Source organism: Mycobacterium persicum (assembly GCF_002086915.1).
In the GTDB taxonomy this organism is placed as follows: domain Bacteria; phylum Actinomycetota; class Actinomycetes; order Mycobacteriales; family Mycobacteriaceae; genus Mycobacterium; species Mycobacterium persicum.
Genome location: NZ_MWQA01000001.1, coordinates 2,721,179 through 2,738,563, shown reverse-complemented (window position 1 = coordinate 2,738,563; position 17,385 = coordinate 2,721,179). Strand labels below are relative to the sequence as shown.

Genomic DNA, 17,385 nt, shown 5'->3' with positions numbered 1-17,385 from the left:
CCGGCAAGTTTGCGTTGAGAACCCGACGCTCGTGTCGGACCCGGCTGGGATAATCGCATGTATGTTCCCCGGGGGCTAGCCCGGGAGGTGGCGTGCGAGTCGAAACCTTGTCGAGCTCATATGACACGTCCACGGGAAAGCGGCGCACTGACCGCCCCTGACCTGGCTCGTGAGAGCTTTCTTACTGCTGCTGAGTGCCTTCTGCTGTGTCGCGGACTGGCGGCAGCTCATAGCTCTGGAGCTCTGCAACGAGCTTAGCGACGACTTCTTGCACGTAGACCTCTTCGTCTTTAGTCAGCCGGAAACGTCCTTCATGTAGCATCGATGCGTAAATGATTTCAAGCTGGAACCACAGTCGGCCCAGCAAATTGGTCCATGATGGATCCGCGACTTCTTCGAGCGATTGGATTATCGAATCTAAGTCACGAGCTACACGTTCGAGTCCGGAAAATTCGCCGGCGTAATAGTTCAGCGAGTTAAGCGCCAGCTGGCGGAGATAAGCGATCCGGTGGCGAGAATCCTCATCGTTCGTCAAGGTCGTCGGTCCCCGAAGGTCGGGGTAATGATGGTACCGTCGGCAGCTTGCACAGCGCTGATATGATTGTCGGGATCGTAGAAAACTGTCTTGCCTCCTCGGCTCGGCGAGCGCAGGCCGTTTTGAAGCGCATTTTGCACGACGCTTACCGGAATGCCTCTGCCCTGCATTTGGTCAAGGGCGTGTCCGCTGAAGGACGTTCCGTCAATCGTCGCAGGAGCATTCGTTCCGGGGCGGACATCCATTGGGCCGCCGCGCTGTCCGGTGGGCGTCGATGGATCTGGTGACGGTGCGTGCGGTTGCTGTGGTGCTGGTTGTGTCCAGTATCGGATTTCGGCGCGTATAGCGTCTTTGGCAGGCGTGTATTGTGCGTTTGCGGCATCTAATTGGCGCTCGAGTTGCGCCTTTAATGTGTTGTAATACCAGGCTTCTTGATTATAGGCGTTTACCGCGTTCCAATCGGCAGGATCAGGCGGATAGAGATTGTGGTAGCGCGCTGCTGTTTCCGGGCCGGTGCGCACCCGCCACCGGCTACTGCTGCGACAGAACCGCCATGAAGCCCAAACGCCGCCGCACTCGCGCCCAAGACCGCGCCCAACGCATTACCACCGAACGCCGCCACAGCCGCACCCCCCGCCTGAATCGAGTCCGCCGCGGTCCAACCCCGCCCCGCCCCACCCGACGACGAACCCCCACCCTTTTAAGCGCGAGGGCCTACACCTCGTCCAACGGCCGGCGCAGCGATGTCTCACCGGCCTGCCACGACCGCATCAGGCAGTCGGCCAACCGGTTTTCGAGGAGCTCGAACGCCCGCATCCCGAACACGATGTCCTGCTCGAGGTGTGGTTCTCGCTCGGCGAGATCGCCCACCACGTCGATGCGGACCACCTGTTCGTGTACCGCGTCCGCTTCCACGTGTTCGTGGTAGAAGGCGACACATTCCTCGGGTGCCTCCATCCGGCGCAGCGCCTCGACCATCCGCCGAGAACCCGGTGGCGAGGTGATCTCCGTCGCCGCGAAGTGTCCGATTGCGGCCCCCCGCAACCGCCGGTGCAGCCCGAACAACGACATGATGTTGACCACCGCCAGTGATTCGGCGGGAACCACGTCGAGATACCCCAGGTAGGTCGAATCGAGTCCGGCCGCGTCCAGGAGGTCGGCGAAAAGCTGCTGGTGCACCCGCGGGCCATAACCGGCACCGTATTCGTCGAACTCGACGGCGACGAATGCCGCCTTGGCCTGACCGGTCAGGCGTGGAATTGCCCAGGCATGCGGATCACCCTCTTTGAGGTGATACAGCGATCGGTGTGCAAAATATTCACGCATCTGCCGCCATGTTCCGGTGTCGCGCAGGTAATACGACGGCCCAGTGCCGTCGACGGGCTCTATCGAGAGCTTGTCCATTTCGGCCACGGCGGTGTCGTGCGGCTCGATGGGGCCGACATCACGACGCACGCCCGTCAGGAAAGCCCGCTCGAATTCGGCACGTAGGTGCAGCAGCGCGGGATTCCACTCCCAAGTCGGATCCACTCCGGAAAAGCCGCGGTAGTGCAGCTCATAGCACATATACAAGGCCAGCTGCAGATCGTGGCCGTAGGGATCGACGTCGCCCACCGAGGCGCCGATGCGGGTGAACTGGTCGCGGGGCGCCGGCCCGGTCAACGCCCGGCGCACGGCGATCGACAGTGGTCCGTGTCCGGCCGGTAGGGACGGCTCGACGTCAGATGAGCGTCGCTGCTTGACGGGCCTGAAGGTGGTACGGGTCACGCCCTTGAATACCCCGGATCCGGTAACTCAACCTGCCGCGGTTCAACCGAGGATCGGCCGTAGCCGCCGCGGGCGGCTAATGCGATTTGACGACCCGGACAGATTTGCCGCGATGCCGCCACGTGAATTGTGCTCCGGCAAGCCGTGATCTGAGCGAGATCGCCTGGATAATTTTCGTCCAACCCCATGTCTTCTATTGCCGATATGTAAGGACTAAACTCCTTGCATGCGCTGCGGGGGCGGCGCCGGCCAGGGTCTAACACAAGGCCCACTTCACATCCATTCCAGACACTCAGAGTGCCGGGGGGTTCGTCTATGCCCGCGAGGACCAATGTCATTGCATTGCAACCGAATCGACAACGTTTAGCGACACGGAATCAGGCTGGCCGCCAAAGCAGCCGGCACACGGCATTGCGGCCCACGCTTGCGCCGCCCAATTCCAAGGCCACTCAACGGCGGGCGGCCGCCGTCATCCGAGACCTCGATCAGAAGCGCGCCTTCGGAGCCAGGGTGCCCGGGGCCCAGGCGCCGGCCAACGAGCTCGCCCAACGGGTCGCCGCCGTTGCCCAATTCCTGCGCAAGCGACTGACCGGGGACTATCGCGTCGACGAGTTCGGCTTCGACCCCCACTTCACCGACGCACTGGTACGGCCGTTGTTGCGGTTCTTTTCGCGGTCGTGGTTCCGGGTCGAGGTCAGCGGGATCGAAAATCTGCCCGACAAGGGCCCGGCACTGGTGGTCTCCAACCACGGCGGGGTGTTGCCGGTCGATGCGCTGATGATCTCGACGGCGGTGCACGAACACCATCCCGCGCACCGAAACCTGCGAGCGTTGGCCGCCGATTTGTGTTTCGACGTGCCGGTCATCGGCGAGGTTGCCCGCAAGGCCGGTCACACGCTGGCCTGTCCCACCGATGCTCATCGGCTGCTGGCGGCCGGCGAACTCGCCGTGGTGTTTCCCGAGGGATACAAGGGCTTGGGCAAGTGCTTCAAGGACCGCTACAAGCTGCGCCGTTTCGGCCGCGGCGGCTTCGTGTCGGCCGCGGTGCGCGCCAAAGCGCCGATCATCCCGTGCGCGGTGGTGGGTTCGGAGGAGATCTATCCAATGCTGGGCGATGTCAAGCCCTTGGCGAGGCTGTTGGGCCTGCCGTACTTCCCGATCACCCCGTTGTTCCCGTGGGCCGGAACGGCCGGGCTGATACCGCTGCCGTCCAAGTGGCACATCGCATTCGGCCGGCCGATCGGCACCGCCGACTACGACCGCGCCGATGCCGACGACCCCACCGTCACATTCGAACTGACCGACCACGTACGGGAGACCATCCAGCAGATGCTGTACAGCCTGTTGATCCGCCGCCGCAACGTCTTCTTCGGCTAGCGAGGCAGCCGAAACAGCATCTCGATGGCAGTCCCGCCCGGGCTGTTGTCGATTTCCACGGCGTCACACAGGGCGTTGATCAGCGTCAGGCCCCGCCCGCCGTTGCCCGGATCGGCCGCCGGTGTCTTCCACGACCCGGAGTCGACGACCCGCGCCTGCACCGCTTCGTCGACGGCTCTCACATCGACCAGCATGGTCCCGACGCGGTGCCCGCGGTATGCGTGCTCGATGCAATTGGTACAGGCCTCGCTGATCACGAGCACGATGTCGCCGGCCCGTTCGTCGGAGACGTCGGCGGCTCGCAGCCACCACGCCAGCTGGCGCCGGATGCCCGCCAATTGATCTGGGGTAGCACTGGTTTCGATGCGTAGCGGCCCGTGTGGATGCCGGTATGCCACCATTGCGACGTCGTCGTCGTATCCTGCGGCCGGCGCCAATCGGCCCAGCACGGCATCGGCGACGGCATCGACCGGCAACATCATCGACGCTGCCAACACGTCGGCGACGCGTCCCAGGCCTTCGTCGATCGACTCGTACTTGCGCTCGACCAGGCCGTCGGTGAACAGCATCAGCGTCGAGCCGGGCAGCAATTCCTGGGAAGCCTCCGGGCGCGGCTGCGTTCGCCGGACCGCCAACGGCACCGAGCGGGCGTCGGTCAACAACGTGGTCCCGCGGCCGGGCTCGGCAAGCACCGCGGGCATGTGCCCGGCGTTGCTGTAGTCGAGGATCCCGGATTTGGTGTCCAGGATCGCCAGAAACACAGTGGTGCAGTAGGCATCCGGAATCAGCGACGCGGCCGCGTCGAGTTGTTCGAGCAACAGTGCGGGTTGCGCGCCGGTGAGTAACAGCGCGCGCGCCGAGCTGCGCAGCTGGCCCATGATCGCGGCGGCTGGCAACCCGCGGCCCACGCAGTCGCCGACGACAATGCCGATGCGGTGGTCGTCCAGTGCCAGCACGTCGTACCAGTCGCCGCCGATCTCCAACGGCGGCACGGCGGGTTCGTAGCGGACCGCGAAGCCCGGCGGCGGCTTTACCGGGGGCAGCATGGCCCGCTGCAGGGTCAACGATGTCTCACGGGCGCTCTCGAATTGCCGGACATGGCCGATGGCCAGGCTCAGGTGACCGATGAGCACCGTGACCAGCAGCCGATCCTCGGCGGTCACCCAGCGCGGCACCCGCAACTCGAGCCACAGCGCGACGTCGGCGGCACCCGACAGCACCGCGACCAGTCCCCGGGCTTTGCCCGGAGTGTCGGGCCACTCGATAGTTCTCGCCGTCAGCGGCAGTTGTTGGCGTGCCTCCTCAAACGTCTGGCGCAGCATCGGATCCATTCTGCGCCAAGACTTTTCGGATGGCTCCCCGGCGACCTGGACGGTCGGTTCACCGTCGCCGGGAGGCCATATGACGGCAACCACGCGTTGCACGTCGACCGCGCTGCGGCATTCGTCGAGGGTGATGGACAGCACCTCGGCCATGCTCTTGGCCACACCGACCGACGTGGCCAGCCGCAGCACCGCGCTTTCCCTTGCGGCGAAAGCTCGTTCGGCGGTGATGTCGCGCACCGTGCCCACGTACACGTCGCGGTCCGCGACCGCGCCCCGAACGGCGTTGATACTGACTGTCACCCAGACCAGATGGCCGTCGCGGTGCCGGATCGGCGTCTCGTACTCGGCAAAGCCGTCCCGCCGGACCCGCTGCTGTTGCTGGGCCGCGCTTTTCTTGTCGAGCAGCCACGGATGCGGCCACCGGTACGGCAAACCTTCCGGGGGATAGCCGATGATCTCGGCGAACGCGCTGTTCATCTCGATCACGGCGCCGTCGTGGTCGGCGACGAAGAATCCTTCCTGCAACGAGTTCACCAGCGCGTTGCGGAAGGTGTCGCGGTGGGCGAGATCCTCGGCCCGGGCCCGCTGCTGCTCGTAACGCCTGGTGCCGTCAAGGAATCCGCGGGTGGCGATGTCGAGGGCTGCCAGGGTCTGCAGCAGGAACTCCAGCGCGATCGGCCGGCCCGACGCGGCGTCTGCCGAGAGCTCGTCGAGCAACCGGAAGTGGTTCTCGATGATGTCGAGCATGCTGATGCGTTCCGCTAAGGCCCGGCGTCCGAGCTCATGGCCGACGGCCAGGCTGTCCTCGTCGCGCTTGTCCAGGTAGGTACGCAGCGCGGCGAAATAACGGGCGCGAAAGTCGTCGGTGTAGGTCATGTCGAGATGCCCCGGTGACGCGCGGCGAGCACCATCGCGTCGTCAGTGTCCTTGGCGTGCTTGACCAGTATCTGCTCGGCGATGGCGGTGGCGGAAGCAGCGAAGTCGATGTGGTCCAGGTGGTCGTCGGTGATGCCGTCGCTGGCGACGACCAGCAGGTCACCGGCGCGGATCGGCACCACCTTGGCCGGCGTGACCTCCGGTACCCGGTAGCCGACGATGCCGGCGGTCAGCCGCACGCTGGAACTGATCCGGACCCCGCTGATCGCCTTGGCGACCAGGTTGGCGGCCACGTTTCCCACGCCCGTCCAGCACAGCCCGCCGGCGGAGAAGTCGATTCTGGCCAGGGTCATCGCGACCCCCCGGGTGCCGTACAGCATGCGGTGGCAGAGCTGGATCAGCACCTCGAGACGTTCGTCGCGGGCGTCGTCGAGCACCTTGACGGCGATCCGTGCGGCCCGGGCGGCCTCCGGGCCGTGTCCAAGTCCGTCGAGGACACCGAACAGCGCCGCGTCACCGCCGATCTGGACCGCGATCGGCAGGTCGCCGCAGGTGTGCTCGCCCGGCCGCGGCCGGCCCGCGACCGCCCACTCGATCGGCCCGAACCGGCCGTTATCGCGCACGGGGCGGAACCCATTTCCACATTTCGACGATCGTTCCGCGACCCACCGCCGACTCGACGATCAGCCGGTCCATCAGGCGCCGCGCGCCCGGCAAGCCCATGCCCAGCCCGCGGCCGGTGGAGTAGCCGTCCTCCATCGCACGATCGACGTCCGCGATGCCCGGCCCCTCGTCCTCGGCGCGCACCACCAGCGCCTTGCGGCCCTCGCGCTCGGCCACCGCGACCCGGACCTCGCCCCGGCCGGCGTAGCTGGTGATGTTGCGGGCGATTTCGGAGATCGCGGTGGCGATCATGGTGACATCGGTCAGCGAGAACCCCAGCTCACTGGCGAGCTGATGTCCCGCGTGGCGAGCAGCGACGATGTCGTCGGGGTGGTCCACCTCGACGACGATGTCATCCGTCACTGCCGGGCCCGATCATCGGCTTTTCCAGGCCCAACTTGCGGTTCAGCAGCGCCAGGCCTTCCTCCAAGTCGAGCGCGGTGTGCATATCGTCGAAGGCCAGCCCCAGCTGCACCATCGCGAAGGCCACCTCCGGGCGCAGGCCCACGATCACCGTCTCGGCGCCACGCAGCCGGATCATCCGGGCGATCGTCTGCAGGGACCGGGCGGCAAACGAATCCAGCACCTCCACGGCGGTGACGTCGACGATGATGCCCTGGGCGCGGAATTCGGTGACGCGGTCCATCAGACGCTGCCGGAAGAGCTCGGTTTCGGAGTCGGTGAGCGCCGAGCGCACCGTCGCAATGAGAATCGGTCCCAGCTTCAGAATGGGTACCGGCATGGGCTGACCTTTGATGAGTGCCTACCCGGTCTAGTCGCCGGTGCGGGTGACTTCGTAGCCCAGCAGCCGCTCGGCTTCCTCGATACCGCCCTGTAGGTCGCCGACGGCGTTCATCTTCGACAGGTCCAGCCCGATTGTGACCAGGGTCAAAGCGATTTCGGAGGACAGGCCGGTGATGATCACGCTGGCGCCCATCAACCCGGAGGCGTCCACCGTTTGCACCAGGTGGTTGGCCACCGTCGAATCGATGGTCGGTACCCCGGTGATGTCGATGACCACGACCTTGGCGCGGTTGGCCCGGATGGCGCGCAGCAGCTGCTCGGTGACCTGGCGGGCGCGCTGGCTGTCCAGCACGCCGATGATCGGCAGAATCAGCAGCTGCTCGCGCACCTGCAGCACTGGCGTCGACAGCTCGCGGATGGCCTCCTGCTGCTGGCGGATGATGCGTTCACGTTCCTGCACGAAGCTGACCGCCACGGTGTTGGCGATCCGGTTGGCCGCCGGCTCGTAGGCGTCCAGCACCTGGTTGAGCATCTCGAAGTCGGTCTGGTACTTCTCGAACAGTGACCGGGCGAGCACATCGCGCAGCAGCAGCACGATGCCAACGACCTCGTCGGTCTCCACGCCCCGGGGAATGATGCGTTCCGACAGGTCGCGGGCATAATCCTGCAGCGCCTCGACGCTGCCGGTCTCGAGCACCTCGACGTAGTTGTCGTAGACGGCGGTCGCCTCGGAGAAAATCTCCTCCGGCGTCATCGCGGTGAGCAGCTCGGCCGCGGTGATCCGGCGCGCCCACTCCTCGCGCAACCCGGTCCGGTTCTGCCGCAGATGCTGCACCAGCTGTGGCAGCAAACCATCGCTGGAGACCGTCTGCGGGACGGTATTGGTGTTCGAAGTGTTCGAAGTAGTCGTGAGCTCCATCGGCAAGTCTGACATCTGGCCTCCCCAAGTGCCATGTCGCGCCCCGAAGGGCGCAGCTCATATGGGGAGACTAGCCTGGGGCGCGCCGCATAACGCGTCAAGGTCTTCTTCTTCTCGCAGTTCGGGAGGCGGGTTAGGCTTGCAGTACCCCCACGGCTTTGGACAAAGGACCGCCATTGTCAGCTCCTGATTCGATCACCGCCGAGGTCACGGACCACGACGGGGTCGCTGTGCTCAGTATCGGTGGCGAAATCGACCTGGTCACCGCTCCGGCCATGGAAGAAGCCATCGGCGGCGTGGTCGCCGAAAATCCGACGGCATTGATCATCGATCTGTCCGGCGTGGAGTTCCTCGGCTCGGTGGGGCTCAAGATCCTCGCGGCGACCTACGAGAAACTCGGCGGTGCGGCCGAATTCGGAGTGGTCGCGCGAGGCCCGGCGACCAGACGGCCGATCCACCTGACCGGCCTGGACAAAACCTTCCCGCTATATCCGACGCTGGACGAGGCATTGACCGGCGTGCGGGACGGCAGGCTGAACCGCTAACACATCACGTTTTCGTCACGATCGAGATAACGATCGTCTAAGAACTCGTCTTCACTTCTGAGAATTTGGCCGTTCCTTAACACAACGGGTCACACCAGTGCGCAACCGTCACGGCAACGACGGTTGCCGCCGCAGGCGCATGTTCGTCCTGGGCGAACGGCGCCCGGCGGCTGCTTTTCCTTCCGCTACTTTGGCTTTCGGGGATTCGGGAGCCTCCATGATCGGTTTGCTCATGCGAATCATGTGAAGGAATACGTCATGAAATTCAGCAGTATCGTCGCGCGTCGGCGCGTCGCCGGGGTCAGCGTCGGTTGCCTGCTCGGGGGGCTGGCCATCGGGGTCGTGGGCGCGCCGTCGGCGGTGGCCGCACCCGACTGCAGTCCGGAAGGCGTCCACGCCACCATTTCGTCGGTGACCGGCTCGGCGCAGCAGTACCTCGCCGCGCATCCGGGTGCCAACCAGGTCGTCATGGCCGCCTACGGGCAGCCGCGAGGCGAGGCGGCCGCCAACATTCGCAACTACTTCACCGCGCACCCCAACGAGTACTACGACCTGCGCGGGATTCTGGCGCCGATCGGCGACACCGAGCGCCAGTGCAATGTGACGGCCCTGCCCTCGCATCTGGAGTCGGCCTACCACGAGTTCATGGCGGGCTGACGCGGCGCCGGCAGCCGGAACGACCCGCCCCGACGATGTGGCGGGTCGTTCGGCTTCGGCCGGGCAAGCCGGTGGAAAATCGCCGTCCGGGTCTCGTCGAATGCGATGATCACCGGCATGGATGTCGACCATCCGGACCGGGACCAGCGCTTGGATCAGCGCAGACGCGGGGAGACCGAACTCCAACGGCTCGACCGCAATTGGAACAGCCTGCTGCAGGAGCTGCGGGTGGTCCAGACCGGTGTTCAGCTGCTCACCGGCTTCCTGCTGACGCTGCCGTTCCAGCAGCGCTTCGACACCTTGACGCTGCACGGTGTGTATCTGGCCACGGTGGGATGTTCGGTGGCCGCGACGGTGCTGCTGATCGCCCCGGTGGGCATGCACCGGCTGCTGTTTCGGCGGCACCGCCTGGTGGTTCTGGTGTCGGCGGCGCACCGGTGCGCCTACGCCGGTTTGGTGCTGCTAGGCCTGGCGTTGACCGGGGTGACGGTCATCATCTTCGACGCGGTGTCCGGGGTGACCGCCGGCATCGTCGCCGGGGCCTGCGCGTTGGCGCTGTTCGCGGTTTTCTGGGTGCTGGTTCCGCTGTTGCTGCGCACCCGCGACGTGCACCCGCCGGACTACTGACCCGCCGAGCCCCGGTGTGAGCCGCTGTCGCGGTGGGTAATTCCTCTGGGGACATGAGAGGAGCGCCGATGCGGCTGCGTCGCAGCGTCCTGAGCAAGCCCGGGATCGCCCGTAAACGGCGGGGTAAGGGCTTCGCCTACTACGGCCCGGACGGCGAGTTGCTGACCGACGGCCAGACCCTGCAGCGAATCAAGGATCTGGTGATCCCGCCGGCGTGGCAGCAGGTGTGGATCGCGCCGTATCCCAACGCGCACATTCAGGCGGTCGGCACGGACGCGGCCGGACGCCGTCAGTACCTCTACCACCAGGCCTGGCAGCAGGAGCGTGCCGAGGAGAAGTTCGACCGCGTGCTGGATTTGTCCAAGGAGCTGCCGGCGCTGCGGCGCCGGATCGCGGAGGACCTCGGCGGCCGGGGTCTGACCCGCGACCGGGTGCTGGCCTTGGCGCTGCACCTGCTCGATCTGGGCTACTTCCGGGCCGGTGGTGAGCAGTATGCGGACGACAACGACTCCTACGGGATCGCCACCCTGCGCTGTGAGCACGTGACGGTGCGCCGCGACGCTGTGGCCTTCGACTACCCCGCCAAGAGCGGGGTGCGGCGCACCCTGGAGATCGACGACCCCGAAGTCGTCCGCGCGGTGCGTTCGCTGACCCGCCGAAAGCCGGCTTCGGAGCGATTCCTGATGTGCCGCAACGGTTCTGGATGGGAAGAGATACGTGCTGACGACCTCAATGCGCGCTTCAAGGAGTTGGTCGGCAACGACTACAGCGTCAAGGACTTGCGGACCTGGCACGGCACCGTGCTGGCGGCCGCGGCGTTCGCCGACGCGGACCCGCCGGTGTCGCAACGGGTGACCAAGCGGGTCGAGGCGGCCGTGATGCGCGAGGTCGCCGAGGAACTGGGCAACACCGCGGCGGTGGCGCGCGGCTCCTATGTCGATCCCCGGGTGGTCGCCGGTTACGAGCAGGGCGCGACGATTGCCGCGGCGGCCCGGCGCGCGCGCCGCGCCCGCCGGGCCGCTGCCGCGCAGCAGATCCTGGAAAAGGCCACCCGGATGCTGGTGCAACGAATCGCTAAGGGGCAGAACGCATCCGGATTGCGGAAGTTGGCCAGAACGGCGTGATCCGGCGGCGCTACCCGGCGGCGGTGCGCTTGAGCGCGGTGTGCGGACTTTCGCCGTAGGTCTGGCGATAGAGTACGGCGAACCGGCCGGTGTGGGCGAAGCCCCAGCGCTGCGCGATTTCGCTGACCGTGGTGGCCGATCGATCGCCGGAGATCAGATCTTGATGGGCTCGATGCAGCCGGACCCGGCGAAGGTACTCAGTGGGAGTGGTGTCGAGCTGCTGGCGGAACAGGTACTGCACCGCCCGCGGCGTCAGATGCACCACGGCCGCCACATCCTTGACCGCGATGTTCATCGCGGCGTGGCGGTGAATGAACGACATCGCGGTTTGCAGGGCCTTGGGGACCGATGGGTCGTTGGGCGACGACGTTCCCGCGGTGACGTTGGACGGAAAGCACTCGAGTAGCGCGGCGGCCAGCAGGCGACCGGCCGCGGTGACCAGGAGCGGGTGCCGGGCGGTGTCGGCGGAGGCGAAGCTGGTGGTGACGTAGTCGAATGCGTCCCGCCACATGCGGGCCGCCGCGGGGGTACGCGGCCGGGAACCGAGGAACTCGACCTGCTGCGGCATCGGCGTGTGTGACCCCGCGGCGACCTGCCGCAGCAGGTCGGCGTCGATGCTGGCAATGGTGAACCGGACGCTGTTCAGCCGCAACAGCCGCGGAAATCCGTCGACGGCCAGCATCGGAGTGTCCGCCTTCGGAGAGCCGTCGCCGACCGCGATCAACGAGCCCGAGCGCGGCTGGATCACCTCGAAGCCGTCGCTGGTGCGGATTTCGCAGTCGACTCGGCCCTGGATCGTCACGTCGTCGACGGTGAGGTGTTCGGTTGCACACCGGCGGTGGGTGATCGTCGCTCCCCTGGCGAACTCGGTGATTCGCCAGCCCGGGTGATAGGCGTTGCCGAAGAATCTCTGGGCGGCGACCGGGTCGGCGGTGTGGAAGTGGGCGTAGCGCACCGCGGCCGGGCCGTCCGGTTGTTGCGGGCGATCCTTGCCGTCAAGGCTGACCGCGTCGCGCAGCTGCGGACGGGCACGGCACCGTGTGTCCTCGGTAACACTTGTCATTGTTGACAATAATGGTAGTGGATCTGCGCCACTATCGGGCGCTCGCCACGGCTTGCTGTTCGACCTGCGAGCTCACCTGACGATAGATGTTTAGCGCATCGAGCGCGATGCGCTCCCAGGTGAACCGCGACTCTGCGCGCAACCGCCCCGCGGCTCCCATTCCCGCACACTGGAAGCTTTGTCCTTGAAGAGTTTTCAATGCGATTGCCAATTCCCGGTGGTCGTTCGGCGATACCAGGAGTCCGGTGACCGAGTGCACCACGGTGTCGACCAGGGCGCCGGTGGACACCGCCACCACGGCGACGCCGCTGGCCATGGCCTGCAACGCGGCGCCGGCGCGCGGCGCCTGCCGCGGCGCGCACGCTACCACGTCCGCCGACCGCAGCAGCGCCGGCAGTTCGTGGGCCGCAACCGGGCCGGCGACGCGGACCCGGTTACTCACCCGCAGCTCGGCGGCGAGGTTTTCCAGGGCGCGCCGAGCTTCACGGTGCCGGGAGCCGGCCGGGGCGCTTTCGGCGATGACCAGTTCCGCCGCGGGGATCTTAGGCAGGGCGCGGATCGTCGCGTCGAAGCCGCTGTCCGGCGAGGGATCTGGGGCGACGCAGACAATGCGATGCTGGTCGCCACGGGCGAGCGCGGGACCCACGGGAGTAAAGCGGTCGACATCGACACCTGCCGACAAGACCGACAACCGCGCACGGGTGCGGCGCAGCCTGGCCAGCGCGCTGACGTCGTCAGTGCTGCCGGCGGTGACCCAGGTCGCGTTGCGGGCCAACAGCGGTTCGAGCCGGGCGCGTTCGGAGCCGTCGGGATGGCGACCGGCTCGGTGCGGCTGCGTGGTCAGGCCATAGAAGCTCTGCACGGTCGGCAGGCGTTGACGTTTCGCCGCCAGCTGGGCGGCCATGCCCCCCAGCCATCCGAGGGCATGAACGACGTCGGGAGGATCCGACGCCCACACAGCGGCAAGTTCGGCGGCCCAGTCGCCCACATAGGGCAACACCTGCACCGCAGGAATCGCCGCCACCGGGCCGGCGGTCACCGCAACGATCCGATAGCCGTGACCGGTCTCGGCACCCGCGGCATCCGAGAAGGTCGCCCGGCGGCGTACGAAGGCGGTGACGTCGTGCCCCTGGGTAGCCAACGCGGCGCACAGCTGCCCGCAGTCCTCGGTGACGGCCCCACCGTACTCGGGGTCGTACTCCTGAGCGACGTCGTCACCGCAGACGATCGCGATCTTCATTCGGCCATCCTCCGAACCTCGCGACTCCCTTCCCGCGTTTCTTGGGGCGTTCCGCGACGCGCGGAGACTACCCGCTATGCCGGAAGTGAAACCGCCGCAGAGGTTGTTTTCGCATTCCGGACCGATCGCCCGGTGCGGCTGTCAGCCGACGACCTCCATGAGCAGCAGCGCCCCGCCGATGAGGTCCCCGGCCGAGCGAAACGATGTGCAGGTGACGCGCACCTGAGCCGGGCGGCCGCGGCGGTTGACCGCATCGAGCACCGTTTCACCGAAACTGTCGGGGTCCACGAAGGCATTGCCGATCAACGGCCGCAGGTTCTCCATCGGCAGTCCGATATCCAGCGAGGTCAACGCCGAACCCGTCGCCTCGTCGGCTCGCAGCCCCCACAGGTCCTCGCTGCCGCTGTTCCACACCACCACCCGCATCTCCCGGTCCACCACGACCATGCCCAGCCGGACCGAGTTGACCAGCGAGTCCAGCAGATCCTTCAGGTCGTCCAGCTCGAGGGTGCGTTCCCGCAGAGCGTCGTTGATGGTGTGCAGCTCGTCGTTGGTGGAGTGCAGTTCCTCGTTCATGGTTTCGAGTTCTTCGTTGGTGGACTGCAGTTCCTCGTTGGTGGTCTCGAGCTCTTCCACCGTCGACTGCAGTTCCTCGTTGGTGGTCTCCAGCTCCTCGTTGGTGGACTGCAACTCCTCGTAGGCCGTCTCCAGCGCCCGGTTGGTCGCGACGACCTTGTCGAGCAGCGCGCGGGTCGCGGTGACGTCGAAGAACACGATCGAGACCCCGAGCAGGCCGTTCTGGGCGTCGATGAGTGGGTTGACGTGGATCTCGAACCACACCGTGTCGGCGCCCGGCCGCTGCCATTTGACGTCCTGAATCCGCGCCGGACGGCGCTCCACCTTGGCCTGCTCCAGGTAGGCGCGCAGCTCGACGGGCCGGTAGGACACTTCCAGATCACGCAGCAGCCGTCCGATGTCGCGGGCCGAAAGGCCGAACACCGTCTCGGCCTGCTGGTTGATCATGGCGACGGTGTCCTCCCGGGTGACCACGATCTGGGCCACCGGGCCGGCGCGAAAAGCCAAGTCCCGCAATGTTGTCAGGCCCGGCGAGTCGCCCTGGCGGTCATACAGCGCCGCCGCCGGGTCGTAGCGGTTGACGTTGGCGTGCGGTCCGGCGGCCTTGCGGAAGATTCGGTTCTTGAGGTTCAGCGGGGTGAATCGATCGCCGTGACTGAGCAGCATCTCGGCGTGCCCGAGGAATAGGGTGCCCTGTGGTGCCAGCGCGAAATGCAAGCGGCTCAACACGTTTCGCTGAGTTTCGGCGTTGAGGTACATCAGCGTGTTGCGGCACACCAGTAGGTCGACGCGGGAGATCGGCGCATCCTTGACCAGGTCGTTGCGGCCGAAGATGACGGTGCGACGCAGATCTTTGCGAAACACGTAGCGGCCGTTGAGCTGTTCGAAGTAGCGGGCCAACAGATCCGGCGGCACCGGCTCGACCGCCTTGGCATCGTAGGCGGCGATGCGTGCCTCGGCGAGCGCGTCTTCGTCGATGTCGGTGGCGTAGATCTTGACCCGTTGCCGGAACGCGTCGGCGCCCAGCGCCTCGGCCAACAGCATGGCCAGGGTGTAGGCCTCCGGGCCGGAGGCGCATCCGGCGCTCCAGACCCGGACCGGGTCGTCGGGACCGCGCTCGGCCAGCATCCGCGGAATCACGTCGGCCCTGACGAAATCCCAGGTCTCCTGGTCGCGGAAGAAGGCGGTCACGTTGATCAGGATGGTGTTGAACAGGGCGGCGAATTCGTCGGAGCTGGCCTGCAGGACGTCCAGGTAGTCGTCGAAGCCGGAGTAGCCGGCCTGATCCATCCGGTGCCGGACCCGGCGCATCAGCGACGCGCGCTTGTACCCGGTGAAGTCGAAGCCGCGGGAATCCCGCATGTAGCGCAACAAGGCCTCGAAGGACTCGTCGGTTGTGGCGTTCATGGCTATGACGTCCGCATTCGGTGAGGGGGTCCGACGGACTGGAACACTACTCGCGACGTCACAGCCCGTTTTCGGGACCGACGAGCGCCCACACCGTCTTGCCCGAGGAGGTCGGTGTGCTGCCCCACGCGCGGCAGAGGGCGGCGACGATGGACAGGCCGGACAGCATTTCGGCGCCGTGCCCGGCGTCTTCGTGTCGCACCGCGGGTCGATGGCTGTGGTCCTCCACCGCCACGGTGACGGTGTCTCGGTAGCTCTCCAGCACCAGTACCGGCGCGCTGTCGGTGTGCGCGAGCACGTTTTCTACCAGCACCGTGGCCACCGTGGCGGCTACGGCAGCGAGATCGCTTCTGGCCCATGCGGTTAGCCACGCCTGGATCAGTGAACGGGCCACCCGGACGCTGACCGCGGTCGGCGGAAGCTGGGCCCGGGTACGCCGCCGGACGTGTAGCGACGGTTCCGCCACCGCGGCGAGCGCGGACTCCCGGGTCGGGTGCGCCGGCACGTATCGCGCCACCCCGACCCTGGTGATCAGCCGCCGCGTCTTTGGGTCCTCGCAGGCAAGCAGCATGGGCACATCCGGCCAGGTGCTGACGTGCCAGCGGGCACTGGTGAACACCGACCAGGCCGAGGCCGATGGCACCGACAGGCGGTTCACGTCGACGATCACCGCGCGCGGTTCTTCCAGCGCCGCCTTAATGACGGCGTCGCGCAGCTCGCGGTAGGTCAGGCTGTCGAGCACGCCCTCGACCACCAGGACCGCTGTGTCGTCCTGGTGCTCGGTGTCGACCACCACGTGCCGGTTGTGCTCAGTCATCGTCATCGCCCGGGTGGCCCCGGTGGGGAACGCCGGCCGACAGCCGCTGGCTTAGCACGGCCAGCGCCCGCTCGGTCTCCTCGGCCCGGGCCGAGTAGCGCCGAAAAACCGGACCGTGACCGGCCTTGCCGGCCAGGTGCCGCGCCAGTCGGGCTTTCTCCTGCAGGCTGCGCAGCGCCACCCACAGTGCGCCCTCGATCTCGTCGTCGCGGGCGGTCAGCAGGGCGTCGGCCGTCCAGGCATGGCCGACGCGGCAGCGATAGTGGCCCTCGCCGATGGATACCAGCGAACCGTGGCAGTCCGGGCAGGTGTACCCCGAGGCCGTCCCCAGTTGCTGGGTGTCGAAGTCGGTCGAGAAAGGTGACGCCATGGCGATGCGGTTCTCCAGCTCCAGCGCGATATCGGGTTCCATGGTGAGCTCCTTGATTTCCCGGTGCGACAGCTCCTTGAGGACTGCCCCGATGTCGGCGGCGGCCGCCTCCCGGTCCAGCACGCCGGCGTGTCGGGCATTGGTCGGCATCGACGGAAACAGGGCATCCTCGGCTGTTTGGCCGATGGTGGTGCCGCCGCGGGCGCGGATTGCCGCGAGCCCCAGCACGCCGTCGTCGAGCACGCCGGACAACAACACCCCGATCGCGCGCGGCCCGAAGGCCAGCGCCGCCGACCGAAACAATGCGTTGATCGCGGGACGATGCCCGTTTTCGGTCGGCCCTTGCGACAGCACCACCCGGTGGTCGCTCACCAGCAGATGACGATCCGGCGTGGCCACATAGATGCGTCCCTGCTGCAGCGCGGCGCCGTGCTCGGCGGGCACGGCCGGCAGCGGCCCACTGCGATCGAGGATCTGCGCCAGCACGCTGGGTGCGCCCGGCGGCAGATGCAGGGTCACCAGGTAGGCGTAGGGCAGGTCGGGTGACAGGCCGGACGCCAGACAGCGCAGCGCTTGGACACCGCCCGCCGAGGCGCCCACCACCACGCCGCGCAGCTTGCTGAATTCGCTTTCCTGCATGACAACCCTGAATACCCAGTTCAAGGTTAGGCAACCGCCTTGTCGGTGGGTAGGTCCGACGCGGAAGGGGGACCGCAAATCGTCGCGAAAAAGCCGTTTAGCGAATCACCTTAA

18 protein-coding genes are annotated in these 17,385 nt (G+C 66.7%); 5 read left to right on the top strand and 13 right to left on the bottom strand.

The window, feature by feature from the left end; all coding sequences use genetic code 11:
• Window positions 1–181 precede the first annotated feature (181 nt).
• From B4U45_RS12435 to B4U45_RS12425, 3 genes are all read right to left on the bottom strand, one after another.
• Window positions 182–535 (bottom strand): hypothetical protein, encoded by a 354-nt coding sequence (locus B4U45_RS12435; RefSeq protein WP_131808360.1) that lies wholly within the window; start codon window positions 533–535, stop codon window positions 182–184.
• On the bottom strand, window positions 532–1,056 hold the full coding sequence (locus tag B4U45_RS12430; protein WP_158006383.1) for a DUF4258 domain-containing protein: 525 nt from the start codon (window positions 1,054–1,056) through the stop codon (window positions 532–534). Before B4U45_RS12430 ends, B4U45_RS12435 begins: the two co-directional genes overlap by 4 nt.
• A 193-nt stretch (window positions 1,057–1,249) precedes the next feature.
• Entirely contained in the window at window positions 1,250–2,302 is a 1,053-nt protein-coding gene (locus B4U45_RS12425) for an iron-containing redox enzyme family protein (protein WP_083154234.1), read from the bottom strand.
• 315 nt (window positions 2,303–2,617) lie between these two features.
• Between B4U45_RS12425 and B4U45_RS12420 the strand changes: the two genes are divergently transcribed.
• Window positions 2,618–3,679, top strand: a complete 1,062-nt coding sequence (locus tag B4U45_RS12420) for a lysophospholipid acyltransferase family protein (protein ID WP_083154236.1) — start codon at window positions 2,618–2,620, stop codon at window positions 3,677–3,679.
• Here the strand turns inward: B4U45_RS12420 and B4U45_RS12415 are convergent.
• The 5 genes from B4U45_RS12415 to B4U45_RS12395 are packed head-to-tail and all read right to left on the bottom strand — an operon-like array spanning window position 3,676 to window position 8,206.
• The gene (locus B4U45_RS12415; protein WP_075547809.1) at window positions 3,676–5,880 is read right to left on the bottom strand and encodes a SpoIIE family protein phosphatase; all 2,205 of its coding nucleotides are present in this window, start codon (window positions 5,878–5,880) and stop codon (window positions 3,676–3,678) included. The genes B4U45_RS12420 and B4U45_RS12415 overlap by 4 nt on opposite strands.
• The gene (locus B4U45_RS12410) at window positions 5,877–6,503 is read right to left on the bottom strand and encodes a SpoIIE family protein phosphatase (RefSeq protein ID WP_075547810.1); all 627 of its coding nucleotides are present in this window, start codon (window positions 6,501–6,503) and stop codon (window positions 5,877–5,879) included. The genes B4U45_RS12415 and B4U45_RS12410 overlap by 4 nt, the downstream gene beginning before the upstream one ends.
• On the bottom strand, window positions 6,493–6,906 hold the full coding sequence (locus tag B4U45_RS12405; protein WP_075547811.1) for an anti-sigma regulatory factor: 414 nt from the start codon (window positions 6,904–6,906) through the stop codon (window positions 6,493–6,495). Before B4U45_RS12405 ends, B4U45_RS12410 begins: the two co-directional genes overlap by 11 nt.
• Window positions 6,896–7,285 carry an STAS domain-containing protein gene (locus B4U45_RS12400; protein ID WP_075547812.1) on the bottom strand — a complete coding sequence of 130 codons (390 nt, stop codon included), beginning with the start codon at window positions 7,283–7,285 and terminating at the stop codon, window positions 6,896–6,898. Before B4U45_RS12400 ends, B4U45_RS12405 begins: the two co-directional genes overlap by 11 nt.
• A 30-nt stretch (window positions 7,286–7,315) precedes the next feature.
• On the bottom strand, window positions 7,316–8,206 hold the full coding sequence (locus B4U45_RS12395) for an STAS domain-containing protein (protein ID WP_371687272.1): 891 nt from the start codon (window positions 8,204–8,206) through the stop codon (window positions 7,316–7,318).
• A 176-nt stretch (window positions 8,207–8,382) separates the two neighbouring features.
• Between B4U45_RS12395 and B4U45_RS12390 the strand changes: the two genes are divergently transcribed.
• The 4 genes from B4U45_RS12390 to B4U45_RS12375 all read left to right on the top strand — a co-directional run bounded on the left by B4U45_RS12390 (window position 8,383) and on the right by B4U45_RS12375 (window position 11,159).
• Complete coding sequence (locus B4U45_RS12390; RefSeq protein ID WP_075547814.1) at window positions 8,383–8,751, top strand: STAS domain-containing protein; 369 nt, start codon at window positions 8,383–8,385, stop codon at window positions 8,749–8,751.
• Between the two features lie 258 nt (window positions 8,752–9,009).
• On the top strand, window positions 9,010–9,408 hold the full coding sequence (locus B4U45_RS12385) for a heme-binding protein (protein ID WP_075547877.1): 399 nt from the start codon (window positions 9,010–9,012) through the stop codon (window positions 9,406–9,408).
• A 117-nt stretch (window positions 9,409–9,525) separates the two neighbouring features.
• Window positions 9,526–10,035, top strand: coding sequence for a DUF6328 family protein (locus tag B4U45_RS12380; RefSeq protein ID WP_075547878.1), 510 nt, complete (start codon window positions 9,526–9,528; stop codon window positions 10,033–10,035).
• 68 nt (window positions 10,036–10,103) lie between these two features.
• Entirely contained in the window at window positions 10,104–11,159 is a 1,056-nt protein-coding gene (locus B4U45_RS12375) for a DNA topoisomerase IB (RefSeq protein ID WP_075547815.1), read from the top strand.
• A gap of 10 nt (window positions 11,160–11,169) precedes the next feature.
• Here the strand turns inward: B4U45_RS12375 and B4U45_RS12370 are convergent, their stop codons facing one another.
• The 5 genes from B4U45_RS12370 to B4U45_RS12350 all read right to left on the bottom strand — a co-directional run bounded on the left by B4U45_RS12370 (window position 11,170) and on the right by B4U45_RS12350 (window position 17,271).
• Window positions 11,170–12,222 (bottom strand): helix-turn-helix transcriptional regulator, encoded by a 1,053-nt coding sequence (locus B4U45_RS12370; protein ID WP_082275474.1) that lies wholly within the window; start codon window positions 12,220–12,222, stop codon window positions 11,170–11,172.
• Window positions 12,223–12,253: 31 nt separating this feature from the next.
• Window positions 12,254–13,462: a glycosyltransferase gene (locus B4U45_RS12365; protein ID WP_075547816.1), complete on the bottom strand. Its 1,209-nt coding sequence runs from the start codon at window positions 13,460–13,462 to the stop codon at window positions 12,254–12,256.
• Between the two features lie 141 nt (window positions 13,463–13,603).
• Complete coding sequence (locus B4U45_RS12360) at window positions 13,604–15,445, bottom strand: CheR family methyltransferase (protein ID WP_075547817.1); 1,842 nt, start codon at window positions 15,443–15,445, stop codon at window positions 13,604–13,606.
• Between the two features lie 58 nt (window positions 15,446–15,503).
• Window positions 15,504–16,262: an STAS domain-containing protein gene (locus B4U45_RS12355; RefSeq protein WP_075547880.1), complete on the bottom strand. Its 759-nt coding sequence runs from the start codon at window positions 16,260–16,262 to the stop codon at window positions 15,504–15,506.
• On the bottom strand, window positions 16,255–17,271 hold the full coding sequence (locus B4U45_RS12350; RefSeq protein ID WP_122526512.1) for a chemotaxis protein CheB: 1,017 nt from the start codon (window positions 17,269–17,271) through the stop codon (window positions 16,255–16,257). Before B4U45_RS12350 ends, B4U45_RS12355 begins: the two co-directional genes overlap by 8 nt.
• Window positions 17,272–17,385 lie beyond the last annotated feature (114 nt).